This window comes from Ilumatobacteraceae bacterium, from assembly GCA_033344875.1.
Lineage (GTDB): Bacteria > Actinomycetota > Acidimicrobiia > Acidimicrobiales > Ilumatobacteraceae > Ilumatobacter.
The window spans coordinates 250,918-264,500 of the sequence record JAWPMO010000001.1 but is presented as its reverse complement, the minus strand read 5'-3'; the positions used below and the strand labels follow the sequence as shown (position 1 = coordinate 264,500).

Sequence of the window (13,583 nt, the reverse complement as noted above, 5' to 3'; positions counted from 1 at the left end):
ACGAGCCGGAGGCGTCAGGGGTGGCGGTCGTCGAACGCGCGCTCGGCCCGATGGACCAGTCGCTCACGCAGCTGACCGTCGAGGGCGCGACTGGTCTGCACGTCGACCTCGATCTCGCCGGTCGCCACCTCGCGGGCCGCCAGGTCGCCGACGAAGACCAGATCGGTGAGACCGTCGGTCCCGGCGAGGCCACGCAACAGATCGGACGCCACGGCGGCGTCGCTCTGTCGTGGCACGTTGAGGCGCAGCGTGGAGGCCGCGGCCTCCTGTGACAGGTTGCGGACCGTGGCCAGCGCGCTGTTGGGGAAGTGGAGCGTGCTCGTCGTGTCGCGGATGCGAGTGCTGAACAGCCCGATGTGGTCGACGACGCCACGAACCGGATCGTGCAGACCGGTCGACTCGACGACGACCTCGTCGCCGACGCCGTAGCGATCCTCGAAGTGCACGCTGAGACCGGTCAGGTAGTCGTTGACCTTGTGCTGGCCCCCGATCGCGAGCGCGGCCCCCATGAACCCGGCGCTCGACAGGAAGAAGGCCGGATCGACGTCGAGCAGGTGGAACGCCACGATCGACGCGACGATCCAGATGAGCACGCCGACCAGGTGGTTGACCATCCGAGCGGCGGCGTCGATCCGCTGCCGACGGCGCTGCTCGACCGCTTCGCCGGGCACGTCGCCGACACGAGCGGCACGGGTGCGCCAGAGGCCGACCGGCTGACCGGGCAGCTTCGCGAAACGCAGGCTGCGCTTCGCCACGTGCCGGATGATCCGGCGCACGACGACCCGCGAGACGCGGGTGGCGGTCACCGCGGCGACGGCGATCACGACCAGGACGAAGGGGCCGGTCAGCGCCGGCCCGATGAGCCAGGAGAGGAGGGTTTCGATCACGCGTGCAGTGTGGCACCGATTCGCCGAATATGACGATCAGGTGACGAAATTCATCCGCTTCCTGGCCGATTCTTGGATCGTCTTCTCGGCTCGCCCCTGGATCGTGGACCGGGCGGCGTTTCAGCGGGCGGTGCATCGGGCATGCACGGCCCATGATCGAGAACTGGTTGTCGACGTCGTGGACCGAGGTCTGGCTGGTGACGGTGTCGGCGGTGGCGATCGTGCTCACGCTCGTCGCGGTCATCCGCGTCGTCGGTCTGCGGGCCCTCAGCAAGATGTCCAGCTTCGACTTCGCCGTCACGATCGCGCTCGGTTCCGTGCTCGGCGGCGTCGCAGCGTCGTCGACCTCACTGCTCAACGGCATGATCGCTGTCGGCGTGCTCCTCGCGACCCAGACCGCGATCGCTCTCGTCCGTCAGCACACGTCGGTCGGCAAGGCCGTCGACAACACACCGATGCTCCTCATGCGCGACGGCGAGTTCATCGACGAGGCGCTCCGACACACCCGCGTCACCCGCTCCGACGTGGCTGCCAAACTTCGCGAAGCCAACGCGATCCGTCTCGACCAGGTGCGTGCGGTCGTCCTCGAATCGACGGGCGATGTCACCGTGCTCCACGGCGACGGTCCCATCGACGACCTCCTGCTCGACGGCGTCAGAGGCGCCGAGCGAGCGCCCGCGAACTAGCCTCCGGGCGTGGATCGGAGCCGTCTCGTCGCCCTGGTCGTGGGCGCGGTCCTGGCACTCCTGTTCGTCACGGTCGCCACGTCCGAGCCGGCGCGGATCGCCGAACGCCAACCGTCGATCCCCTGGGAGCTCCCCGAGCTCGAACTCGAGATGAGCGTCCCGACCGTTCCGCCGATCGAGGGCACCCGGCCGGAGCCGACCGATACCGAACCGTCCCAGAGCTGGGACGTGTTCACGACGATGCTCCAGATCGCCGTGCTCGCCGTGCTGGCGCTCGGCCTCGTCCATGTACTCCGCCGTGCCTGGCAGAACCGCCCGCGGCTGCACTGGCGCCGTCGCGTCGCCACCGCCGACTTCGAGATCCTCGACGATGTCGCCGACGCCGTGGTCGCCGATGCCGAAGCCCAGCAGACGGCACTGCGCACCGGTGCCCCCCGCAATGCGATCGTCGAGTGCTGGCTGCGGCTCGAGTCGATCGTCGAAGCAGCCGGTGTCGCCCACGACCCGGCCCTCACCGCGGCCGAGTTCACGTCCCGAGTACTGAATCGATTCGACGTCGACCCCGACGCGACGTCCCGACTCGCCTCGCTGTACCGCGAGGCCCGCTTCTCGACCCATCCGATGGACGAGGCGCACCGTCGCGCGGCGATCAGCTCGCTCGACACCATCCACGACGGCCTCCGCTCGACCCGAATGGTCGGCACGACGTGAACAAGCGTGCCATCGCCTTGATCGGCGGTGCGGTGGTCGTCGTCGAGTCGGTGCTGCTCCTCACCGACACCGGCCCGAACATCTGGCTCGTCGCCGCGCTGGTCTGCCTCGCCGGCGCCGCCGTCTCGTTCATGTCGACGATCGACCGGTTCGTCGCTCGTCCCGACCCCGCCCCGCGGGCACCTGCGAGTTCGACGTCGTACCCCGATCTGCGCACGACGTCGCTGCGGCAGGCGTTGGCGGTCGGCAACAGCGATGTCCGCCACGCCCAGCGGCTGCGAGATCAACTCGTCGCCATCATCGACGACGAACTGCTCACCGTGCACGGCATCGACCGCCACGACGATCCCGATGCCGCCCGCACGGTGCTCGGCGACAAGCTCTGGCGCTTCGCCGACGACGACGACACCACCGCGCACATCAGCCAACGCGGCGCCACCCACATCGTCACACTGATCGAACGACTCTGACCTGGAGGTCCCATGCAACAACTCGAACTGACCGACGTCTCGCGGCTCGCATCCGAGGTCCTCGACGAGGTCGAGGTGGCCGTGGTCGGCAAGCGCGACGCGCTGACGATCGTGCTCGCCGCGATCCTGGCCGGCGGCCACGTTCTGCTCGAGGACTTCCCGGGGCTCGGCAAGACGCTCGCCGCACGGTCGTTCGCCCAGACCCTCGGCCTGCAGTTCGCCCGCGCCCAGTTCACGCCCGACCTGCTGCCGGCCGACCTGACCGGGTCGTTCGTGTACGACCAGCGTGTCGGTGAGTTCGCATTTCGCAAGGGTCCGCTGTTCACCGGCCTGCTGCTCGCCGACGAGATCAACCGCACCCCGCCGCGAACCCAGGCCGCGTTGCTCGAGGCGATGCAAGAGCACCAAATCACCGTCGAGGGTGAGACGTTCGTGCTCGACCAGCCGTTCCACGTGCTCGCCACGGCGAACCCGGTCGAGTACGAGGGCACCTATCCCCTGCCCGAGGCCCAGCTCGACCGCTTCATGCTCCGCACCAGCTTCGGGTACCCGACCGCCGACGAGGAATGGGACGTGCTGCAACGGCGCATGGATCGCCGGCAGGAAGATCAGACGCTGCGGCAGGTCACCGACCCGGAGACGCTGCTCGCGATGCAGGCGGCGGTCGAGCGCGTGACCGTCGACGAGAGCGTCGGCCGGTACTGCGTCGCGCTCACCACCGCCACCAGAACCCACCCGCACACGCTGATGGGTGCCTCGCCGCGCGGCGCCCTCGGTCTCCTGCTCGTCGCCCGTTCGGTCGCCGTGATCGCCGGCCGCGACTACGTGACGCCCGAGGACGTGAAGTCGGTCGCGGTCCCGGTGCTGGCGCACCGGATCACCGTGAAACCCGAGATGTGGATGAGTTCGGTCACCGGCACCACCGTGGTCGACGACGTCCTCGGCAGCGTCCCGACGCCCTCGGCCCGTGAAGCGAGCGCCCAGCGGTGAGCACCCGATGAGCGACAGCCGCCCGGGGACCACCGGCCCGTGGCGCCCCACCGTCGCGTTCGTCCGGTCGTCGCTGCTCGCGATCACGCTCGTCACGGTCGCCATGCTCAGCCGTCGGCCCGACCTGCTCGTGCTGGGAACCCCATTCGCCCTCGTCACCGCCTGGTCGACCGTGACCAGACCGCGGGTCTCACCGTCACTCGTCGACCGGCTCGGCCACCCGACGCTGCGCGAGGGCGACGCCACGATGTGGCGGGCCCGGGTCGACGGCGCCGACGGCACCGACCTGGTGAGCGCGCGCATGGAACCCGCCACCTGGGTCGACCACCGCATCGACCACGGAGCCGTCGCCGTGCCGATCGTCGACGGCAGCACCGAACTCGGTGTCGTGGTCCGTTCGACCCGCTGGGGACGACGGCTCGTCGAGCCGGTGCGGCTGGTCGCATCGAGTTCGTGGGGTGCGTTCCAGTCGAAGATGCAGACCACCCACAGCTCGCTCACGACGCTGCCACTCCCGTCCGTGTTCGACTCCGCTGCACCGCGGCGACCGACCGACGGCCTGGTCGGGCTCGAACGCTCGTCCCGACGCGGGGAGGGCAGCGAGTTCGCCGGCGTGCGTGCCTTCGGCACCGGCGACCGGATCCGCCGCATCAACTGGTCCAGGTCGTTGCGCTCCGAGCGGTTGCAGGTCAACGCCACGTGGGCCGATCAGGACACCCACGTCGCGCTCGTGATCGACGCCGGCGCCGACTACGGCACCAGCGAGGGCATCGACGGCGCCGCATCGAGCCTCGACACCGCCGTCAGGGCGGCCGGCGCCATCGCCGAGCACTCCGGCCGTCGCGGCGACCGCATCTCGCTCCGCGTGTTCGGCACGCTCGGATCACACGTCGTTCCGACGGCGGCCGGCCCGATGCAGCTCCGACGCGTCCTCGACACCCTCAGTCGCATCCAGCCGGGACGCGGCTCGGTCGGCGCCGCCCGCGGCAACCTGCCGCCGTGGCCGGCGACCGGCGCCGAACTCACCGTCGTCCTGTCGCCGCTGATCTCGCGCGAGGCACTCGACCGCGCCGTCTCGCTCGGACGCCACGGTCTCCCGGTCGTCGTGATCGACACGCTCCCCGATTCCGTGGCCACCGACGACGACCCGATCGCCGCGCTCGCCTGGCGGATCCGCCTGCTCGAACGCCGGCGCGAGATCCGGCGGGTGCAGCAGGCGGGCGTCCCCGTGGTCCGTTGGCTGGGCCCCGGCAGCCTCGACGAGTTCCTGCGCGACGTCGCCCGACGGGCGTCCGCACCGAGGATGCGTGTCGGCTGATGACCGCCCGACTCCAGCGTTGGATCGACGCCGCCACCACCACATCACCGCAGCGCTGGGCGTTCGGCATCTCGGCCGTCGTGGCGGCCGTCGGCGCGCTGCTCGTCACCCTGATCGGCACCGACGACGGAGTTGGATGGTTCGCAGGGCTCACGGTGGCACTCGCCGCCACGGCCGCGATCCAGGCGGGCTCGCACACGGCCGTGGTGGTCGTCGCCCTCGTCGTCGTCCAGTGGATGTCGGCCACCGACGACGTCACGACGCCGAGGTCACTCGTGGCCGCCGTGTGCCTCCTGGTCTTCCACAGCCTGCTCGCGCTGATGGCGGTCACGCCGCACAGCGCCACCGTCGACGCCGCCGTGGTGCGCCGCTGGGCCCAGCGCGCCGGCGCCGTCGCGCTGGCGACGGCAGCGGTCTGGGCGCTCGCGCTGGTGCTTCAACGCCGTGACGCCCCGGCGAACCCTCACCTCACGCTGCTCGCGCTGGTGGCGGCGGGGGTCGGCGTCGTCGCATTGCTCCGTGGTTCGGTCGACGACGCCGACCGGTGACCGTGCGGCGCCTCAGGCGCGGCGAACCATGACCAGGGCCACGTCGCCGCCGTCGCTGGTCCAGGAACGCGCCGCTTCGAGGCCGGCGGCCGCGAACTCGCCGTCGAGCTGCTCGAACGTGAACTTCGACGAGATCTCGGCACGGATCTCTTCGTCGGCGGCGATGTCGAGTTCCATGCCCGCCCGAGCGATCGTCACGTGCTGGTCGCCGAGCGACCGGAGTCGCAGATCGACACGGGTGTGGTTCGGGTCCCACATCCCGACGTGTTCGAAACCGGCCAGGTCGAAGTCGGCGTCGAGCTCACGATTGAGCACGGCGAGCACGTTGAGCGTGAACTCGGCGGTCACCCCGGCGGCGTCGTTGTACGCGGCCATGATCCGGTCGATCGGCTTGACGAGGTCGACCCCGAGCAACAGGTGCCCGTCACCGGGCAGCCAGTCGGCGACGGCCCGGAAGAACGCCGCCCGCTCGTCGGGATAGAAGTTGCCGATCGTCGAGCCGAGGAATGCCAGCAGAGGGACGCCCTCGTGCGGAACGACCGACAGGTGCTCGACGAAGTCGCCGATCACACCGTGGACGTGCATGCCCGGGTACCGCTCGGCCAACACGGCAGCGGCGTCACGCAGCGTCTGCTCGCTGACGTCGAGCGGCACGAAGCGTTCGAGGCGACCGGCGGCCGCGAAGGCGTCGAGCAGCGTCGTGGTCTTGTCGGACGTGCCCGAGCCGAGTTCGATCAGCGTGTCGGCACCGCTGAGCTCGACGATCTCGCCGGCGGCACGGTGCAGCACACCGCGCTCGGCCTCGGTCAGGTAGTACTCGGGCAGCCGTGTGATCTCGCTGTACAGCTCGCTCCCCCGGTCGTCGTACAGCCAACGTGGCGTCAGCCGCCGAGGCGCAGCAGCGAGCCCGGCGGTGACGTCGGCGAGCAACGCCTGCTCGCGCCAGTCGTCGCTGAGGTGGCGATCGAACGTCGCCTCGGTCATCGTGTCCGGGCTCATGGGGTGCCTCCATCGGCGAGTCGCACACCGGAGAGCATCCATCGGGTGTGTGGCGGGAAGAAGTTTCGGTAGGTCGGACGGGCATGGCCGGGCGGCGTGAACGCGCTGCTGCCCCGCAGGACCATCTGACCGGACATGAACTTGCCGTTGTACTCACCGACGGCACCGGGCGCCGGGACGAAACCGGGGTACGGCAGGTACGACGACGCCGTCCACTGCCAACACTCGCCGAACATCTGCTCGAGGCCGCCGCCGGCTGCCCCGGCCGGGCGAGGATGCAGCTGGTCGAGCGAGTACGGCCGAGGCTCGGCCGACTCGCCGGTGACCGCAGCGTGCTCCCACTCGAACTCGGTCGGGAGCCGTTTGCCGGCCCAGCGGGCGTAGGCGTCGGCCTCGTAGAAACCGACGTGGGCACCGGTTCGGCGTCGATGATCGGGCGGGTACCGGCGAGTGTGTGGACGTGCCAACCGCCGTCGTCGCGCAGCCAGTACAGCGGCGCCGACCACCCGTCGCGCTGCACGGTGTTCCACCCGTCGGACAACCAGAGGTCGGGCCGCTCGTAGCCGCCGTCGGCGACGAACTCGGCCCACTCGCCGGCGGTCACCAGACGGTCGGCCAGCGAGAAGGGATACGTGTGCGCGGCGTGACGCGGCAGTTCGTTGTCGAAGCAGAAGCCACCGTCGGCGGCGCCGATGTCGACCATGCCGGCGTCGAACTCGACCCAGCCGAGCGGCGGGGCGGGGCTCGCGGCGACCTCGTCGGCGGGACGGTACGCCGGTCGGAGCGGGTTGATCGACAGGACGTGTTTGATGTCCATCAGCGCCAGCTCCTGGTGCTGCTGCTCGTGGTGGACGCCGAGTTCGATCGTCCGGGACAGCGCCGGCGCCTCGCCCCCGTGGGTCGCGAACAGCCGGAGCACGGCGGCATCGACGACCGAGCGGTACTCGGCCACCTCGTCGCAGCTGGGTCGGCTCAGCAACCCCCGGTCGGCGCGGGTGAATTGCGGGCCGACGCCGACGTAGTAGCTGTTGAACAGCTCGCGGTACAGCGGTTCGACCGGCGAGTGGTCGTCGTCGAAGCGACCGAGGACGAACGTCTCGAAGAACCACGTGGTGTGAGCCCGGTGCCACTTGGTCGGGCTCACGTCGGGCATCGACTGCACCGTCTGGTCTTCGGGCGACAGCGGCGCCGCGATCTCCTCGGTCAGCGCTCGCGTGGTGCGGAACGCGTCTCGGATCGTCGCTGGATGCATGGATTGGGGAACACCTGTTCCCATACGAGTATTCCCCTCCGCTCGGCGGCCCGCGATCCCAACGTACCCGTGGGTCCGCGCGCTGAAACCGCGCCGTTCAGGTCGAGGCGAGCAGCGCCGCCAGGCGACCGTCGGTCAGCGGGCGGGCGCCGGGGTGCTCGATCACCCAGGCCGAGACCCGGTTCGCGAACGTGGCGGCGGCGACCGGATCGTTGCCGCGGAGATACCGGGCGAGGAAGGCTCCGGCGAACGAGTCGCCGGCGCCGGTCGCGTCGACCAGACGGTTCGTGGGCGCCGGCGGGACATGGACCGATTCACCGTCACGGAACACGAGGGCACCGTCGGCGTCGAGCTTGAGCACGATCAGTGCGCTCGGGTACAGCGCGTCGAGCTCCCGAGCGATGTCGTTCGGTTCGGTCATCCCGGTGAGGACGGTGCCCTCCTCCTTGTTCGGGAGGAACACGTCGATCCCGAGATCGTGTGTGACCGACAGGAACTGGTCGACCCCGACCTCCTCGATCATCTGGAACGAACCCGGGTCGAACGAGAGGGTGGCGCCCGACGCCTGCGCCAGATGAGCAGCCGACCGGGCCGCGCTGCGCGGCGGGTCGGTGAAGAACGACCAGGCCGTCAGGTGGAGGTGCCCGGCGGCCGCGATGATGTCGCGAGGCACCTCGCTCGGGAGAAGGTCGAAGTCGGCGCCGTGCCCCGACACCATCGACCGCTCCCCCGTGTGGTCGACGAATACCGCCACCGAACCGGTGACGTTGGAGTCGGACTCGATCAGGTGATGACGCACCGACTCCGCGGTGAGGTTCTCCGCCGCCAACTCGCCCATGCGGTCGCGGCCGATCTTGCCGATGAAATGGGTCGTGATGCCACAGCGCGATGCCCAAACGGCGACGTTGGCGGCGCTGCCACCGGGCAGCAACACCACCTCACCGAAGGTGTCCCCACCGGTGAGCAACTCGGTGTTGGTCCGGATCAGCACGTCCCAGGCGAAGTCACCGAGCACGCACAGGTCGATGTCCGCAGCCATCCGGTCACGGTAACCGTCGCGACGCTTCCCTCCCCCTAAGGTCGCCCGGGTGTTCACCGTCGAGGCGCTCCTGGTCGGCGCACTCGCGGCGTTCGTGGTCGGGCTGTCGAAGACCGGGCTGCCCGGCGGCGCGCTGATCGCCACGCCGCTGCTCGCGACCGTGTTCGAGGGCCGCATGATCGCCGGTGGCACGCTCCCGATCCTGCTCGTCGCCGACCTGTTCGCGGTCGGGTGGTACCGCCGGCACGCCCGCTGGGACGTCCTCCGGCCGCTCGCCGTCTGGATCGCGGTCGGCTACGTGTTCGGCGTCACGTTCTTCGTCGCCGTCGGGTCGGCCACCGGCGCGATCGAGGTCACGATCGGGGGGATCGTGCTCGCCATCGTCGCGCTGCAGATCTTCCGGATGTGGCGCGGCAACCCGCCGACCGGGGCGACACCCACCCTGGCCGCGACCCACGGAACCATCGGCGGATTCACCACCTTCGTCGCCAACGCCGCCGGTCCCGTGATCAACACGTACCTGATCCGGCTCGGCCTCCCCAAGCACGAGATGGTCGGCACGTCCGCGTGGCTGTACTTCATCGTCAACCTCTCGAAGATTCCGCTCTACCTCGCACTCGGGGCCTGGGCGGGCGGCGGAGCGTTTTTCACCGGCGAGGCGCTGCTCTACGACGTGGCGGTGATCCCCGCCGTGTTCATCGGCGCGTTCAGCGGACGGTCGTTGTTCCACCGCATCCCGCAACGGTTGTTCGCGATCGTCGTCCTCGCGTTGTCGGCACTCGGCGCCGTCAAGCTGCTGCTCTGATCCGGCCCGGCCGCGTTGCCCGTTCGGTCGGCCGGACACGATTGCACGAGGCCGAGGCTGCCGCCACCTGCGAGAATGTGAGGGCGTCGCACCGGCGGACGCCGACCTTCGACATGAACACGCCCACAGCGAACTCCAGCAACGAACGGCGGCCGCATGCGTGACCTGACACCGTTCGTCCCGCCGATCGCCGTCGAGCTCGGCCGCACGGCCGGCTCGCGCTGGGAGCGGGTCGATGGGTCGATGCTGTCGGCCGACATTTCGGGGTTCACGGCGCTGTCCGAGCGTCTCGCTGCCAAGGGCAAGGCCGGGGCCGAGCAGATCACGGAGCTGATCAACGGATGCTTCTCCGGGCTGATCAACGCTGCCAGCGCCTACGGCGGTGAGGTGCTCAAGTTCGGTGGTGATGCAATCCTGGTGCTGTTCCGTGGCGACGACCACGAGGTGCGGGGCGCCGGCGCCGCACTGACGATGCAGCTCGCGCTCGCGAACCTGAGTTCGGCCCGCCAGGCCAATCTCACGATGACGGTGGGGGTCGCCGCCGGCCCGTTCGACGTGTTCCTCGTCGGAGAACCGCGACGGGAAATGCTGGTCTGCGGGCGCAACGCGAGCGAGGTGATCCACCTCGAAGGTGCCGCGGCGAAGGGCGGCACGCTGATCAGTCAGCGGATCGCTGCGCAGACCACCGAACGACTTTCCCAGGCCGACGGCGGCGGGTTCATGCTGCGGGCGGCCCAGGCACCAGCGGCCGGTGACGGCTACGGCGACGTCGATCTCACGCCGTACGTGCCCGGTTCGCTGCTCGAACAACTCGAGGCGTTCAGCGACCTCGGCGGCGAACACCGGCTCGCGACCATCGGCTTCGTGATGGTGACCGGGGTCGACGAGTTGCTCGAGGAGATCGGCGGCGAGGCGGTGCGCGACGAACTGGCGCGACTCGTCAACGCTGTCCGCGACGCCTGCCTCCAGTTCCAGGTCACGTTCCTGCACTCCGACATCGCGGCGTCGGGCATGAAGCTGATCCTCGCCGCCGGCGTACCGCTCACCTCGGGCCACGACGAAGACGCCATGCTGCACGCCGCGCTGGCGATCGCCGCGTTCGAGACACCGCTGAAGATCCGGATCGGTGCCCAACGGGGGCGGGTGTTCGCCGGATTCCTCGGGGCGCCGTATCGGCAGGCCTACACCGTCATGGGCGATCCGGTGAACACCGCGGCCCGCCTGCTCGGGCAAGTCGACCCCGGCCGAGTGGTCGCGACCACCGAACTGCTGCAATCGACACAGACGGTCTTCCATGCCGACGAACTCGAGCCGTTCACGGTCAAGGGCAAGTCGGAGCCGCTGCACGCGGCGCTCGTCAACGGGGCCACCGACGAAGTGCGCGAGCGGGACCGGGACGACCGGGTCGTCGGCCGCGAAGCCGAGCTCGCCCGCATGCGCGATGCCGTTGATCGCGGCGGCGTGCTGATCGACGTGCACGGCGCCGCCGGCGTCGGCAAGTCACGGTTGGCACAGGCGCTGATCGACGACCTCGACGACCATCACGTCTTCCGGGCCTCGTGCTCGCAGTACGGGTCGACGTCGCCGTACAGCGTGTTTCGCGCACTCCTGCGGACCGGCTCCGGTATCGAGATCAACACATCCGCCGAGAGCGCGGGTCGACGACTCAAGACCCTGGTGTCGGCCATCGCTCCCCAGCTGCTGCCGCTGCTGCCGCTCCTGGCGGTGCCGTTCGGGGCGACGGTCGGCCCGACACCGGAGACCGACGCCATCGACCGCGAGTTCTGGCGCCCTCGGGTCCACGACGCGATCATCCAGTTCTTCGAAGCGACGATCCGCGGCAAGATCCTGCTGGTCATCGAGGACGTCCACTGGATCGACGAGGCGTCCGCCGAGCTGGCCAACGAGCTGATCCGCACCAGCGTCGATCATGCGTGGTCAGGGCTGTTCACCCGGCGCACCGGCGAGTCGGCCGTCGACCTCACCGGCGGCAACGTCGTCTCGCTCGAACTCGAACCGCTCGACGATGCGTCGCTGCGACGGTTGGCGATCGCCGCCAGCGTGCGACCGCTCGCCGATGCCGACCTCGACGCGATCATCGAGCGAGCGGACGGCAACGCCCTCTTCGCCCGCGAACTCGCGCTGTCGCTGAGCATCTCCGACTCGTCCGACCTCCCGAACAGCATCGAACAGGTGCTGTCGAGCCGCATCGACGCACTCCCGCCGGCCGCACGGCGTCTGCTGCGGGTCGCCTCCGTCGTCGGCACCTCCATGTCGGAGACCGATCTCCAGCACGTGCTCGACGTCGAGGAGCCCGAGCTGCGGCTCGCCGATGCCGAGCTCGACGGCATCCTGCATCCGGCCGATGGCGGCCGGTGGGCGTTCAGCTCGGCGCTCTATCGCGACGCGGCGTACGAGGGCCTTCCCTTCCGTCACCGCCTCCGGCTCCACCGTGTCGTCGGCGCGAGCATCGAGGCCAACGCCGCCGATCCCGACAGCGTCGCCTCCCTGCTCTCCGTGCACTACAGCATCGCCCGCGTGCACGACAAGGCATGGCGGTACTCGATCATCGCCGCCCGCCAGGCCGCCGCACAGCACGCGAACGTCGAAGCCGCTGCGGCGTTCGAACGAGCCCTCCTGTCGGCCCGCTATGCAGGCATCACCACCGACGAGCGGATGCACGTCGCCGAATCGCTCGGCGATGCGCTGTTCGTGCTCGCACGCTTCGCCGACGCCCGATCCGCGTACGAGGCGGGGCGCAAGCTCGCTTCGGGCATCGCCGACCAGACCCGGCTCACGCGCAAGCTGGGCTCGGTCAGCGAGCGCGAGGGCGACGCCACCAAGGCGATGCGGTGGTACCGCAAGGCCGACCGGCTCGACGTCGGCGTCGAGTCGACCCCCGAGATCCTCTCCGAGTCGGCGCAGGCCAAGCTCGCCGAGGCGGGGCTCCTCCACCGGAAGGGGGATCAGCACGGCTGCAAACGCCTGGCCGACGAGGCGCTCGGGGAGGCGCAGCAGGCTGCCGATCGCGGTACCGAAGCGCTCGCGTACGAGCGAATGCACCTCGCGCTCACCTACCTCCGCGACCCCGAGGCGACCGATGTCGGCGAGCGCGCCCTCGGGATCTACCGCGACCTCGACGACAACAGCGGCATCATCCGCACGCTGATCAACCTGGGCATCGGGGCCTACTTCGCCGGCCGGTGGACCGAGGCCAGCGAGCGCTACCTCGAAGCCACCGAGACCGGTCGACTCGCCAGCAGTGTCGTGCTCGCCGAGACCGCGGCGATCAACAGCGCCGAGATCCTGTCCGACCAGGGGCATTGGGAGCGGGCGATCGAGCTGTTCGAAGACGCCCGTCGCAATTGGGAAGCGGTCGGCTACCCCGCCGGGGTCGGCGCGGCCACCTCGTTCCTGGCCGTCGCACAGATGCGCAGCGGGCTCCTCGATCAGGCGCAGCTCTCGCTGAAGAACGCTCGGGTGTCGCTCGAGGGCATCGGCCTGGCCGAACTCGTCGACGACGTTCGGGCACGCGAGATCGAGTGGCAGCTCCTGGCCGGACAACCCGCTGCCGCGCCGGCGGCCGAACTCCTCGACGAGTTCGGCGCATCGCACGGGCTCGCACCTCGGGTGCTCCGCACCCTCGGCCTGGCACAGGCGATCGACGGCGACACCGCCGCAGCGATCGCCTCACTCACGAGGTCGATCGAGCTCGGCGGCGACGACACCTACGAGGGAGCACTCTCGCATCACGCTCTCGCGCTGGCGCTGCCCGACCACCCCGACGCCGTGCAGCATGCTGAACGGGCGGCGTCGGTGTTCGCCCGGCTCGATGTGGTCGAGCCGCCGCCCGTCCCGACGCGACGCTGACCGGCACC

General features: G+C 70.0%; 12 protein-coding genes. 8 read left to right on the top strand and 4 right to left on the bottom strand.

The genetic code is table 11. The annotated features are described in order from the left end of the window. Positions 1-14 precede the first annotated feature (14 nt). Complete coding sequence (locus tag R8G01_01210; protein MDW3212588.1) at positions 15-887, bottom strand: mechanosensitive ion channel; 873 nt, start codon at positions 885-887, stop codon at positions 15-17. A 152-nt stretch (positions 888-1,039) separates the two neighbouring features. Between R8G01_01210 and R8G01_01205 the strand changes: the two genes are divergently transcribed. The 6 genes from R8G01_01205 to R8G01_01180 are packed head-to-tail and all read left to right on the top strand — an operon-like array spanning position 1,040 to position 5,610. Then, positions 1,040-1,573, top strand: a complete 534-nt coding sequence (locus tag R8G01_01205; GenBank protein MDW3212587.1) for a DUF421 domain-containing protein — start codon at positions 1,040-1,042, stop codon at positions 1,571-1,573. Between the two features lie 9 nt (positions 1,574-1,582). Continuing rightward, complete coding sequence (locus R8G01_01200) at positions 1,583-2,284, top strand: DUF4129 domain-containing protein (protein MDW3212586.1); 702 nt, start codon at positions 1,583-1,585, stop codon at positions 2,282-2,284. Next, entirely contained in the window at positions 2,281-2,754 is a 474-nt protein-coding gene (locus R8G01_01195; GenBank protein ID MDW3212585.1) for a hypothetical protein, read from the top strand. The genes R8G01_01200 and R8G01_01195 overlap by 4 nt, the downstream gene beginning before the upstream one ends. Before the next feature lie 12 nt (positions 2,755-2,766). Continuing rightward, a complete protein-coding gene (locus R8G01_01190) occupies positions 2,767-3,744 on the top strand; it encodes a MoxR family ATPase (GenBank protein ID MDW3212584.1) in 978 nt (325 codons plus the stop codon). A gap of 7 nt (positions 3,745-3,751) precedes the next feature. Continuing rightward, positions 3,752-5,062: a DUF58 domain-containing protein gene (locus R8G01_01185; GenBank protein MDW3212583.1), complete on the top strand. Its 1,311-nt coding sequence runs from the start codon at positions 3,752-3,754 to the stop codon at positions 5,060-5,062. Beyond that, on the top strand, positions 5,062-5,610 hold the full coding sequence (locus R8G01_01180) for a hypothetical protein (GenBank protein MDW3212582.1): 549 nt from the start codon (positions 5,062-5,064) through the stop codon (positions 5,608-5,610). The genes R8G01_01185 and R8G01_01180 overlap by 1 nt, the downstream gene beginning before the upstream one ends. Before the next feature lie 12 nt (positions 5,611-5,622). Here R8G01_01180 and egtD read toward each other — a convergent pair whose 3' ends face one another. From egtD to R8G01_01165, 3 genes are all read right to left on the bottom strand, one after another. Beyond that, positions 5,623-6,609: an L-histidine N(alpha)-methyltransferase gene (gene egtD, locus R8G01_01175; GenBank protein ID MDW3212581.1), complete on the bottom strand. Its 987-nt coding sequence runs from the start codon at positions 6,607-6,609 to the stop codon at positions 5,623-5,625. Next, positions 6,606-7,076: an SUMF1/EgtB/PvdO family nonheme iron enzyme gene (locus R8G01_01170; GenBank protein ID MDW3212580.1), complete on the bottom strand. Its 471-nt coding sequence runs from the start codon at positions 7,074-7,076 to the stop codon at positions 6,606-6,608. Before R8G01_01170 ends, egtD begins: the two co-directional genes overlap by 4 nt. An 882-nt stretch (positions 7,077-7,958) precedes the next feature. After that, on the bottom strand, positions 7,959-8,900 hold the full coding sequence (locus R8G01_01165; GenBank protein ID MDW3212579.1) for a sugar kinase: 942 nt from the start codon (positions 8,898-8,900) through the stop codon (positions 7,959-7,961). Positions 8,901-8,949: 49 nt separating this feature from the next. On the opposite strand from R8G01_01165, the gene R8G01_01160 reads away from it, so the two are divergent. Further along, complete coding sequence (locus R8G01_01160; GenBank protein MDW3212578.1) at positions 8,950-9,705, top strand: sulfite exporter TauE/SafE family protein; 756 nt, start codon at positions 8,950-8,952, stop codon at positions 9,703-9,705. 156 nt (positions 9,706-9,861) lie between these two features. Continuing rightward, positions 9,862-13,575: an adenylate/guanylate cyclase domain-containing protein gene (locus R8G01_01155; protein MDW3212577.1), complete on the top strand. Its 3,714-nt coding sequence runs from the start codon at positions 9,862-9,864 to the stop codon at positions 13,573-13,575. The last annotated feature ends 8 nt before the right edge of the window (positions 13,576-13,583 follow it).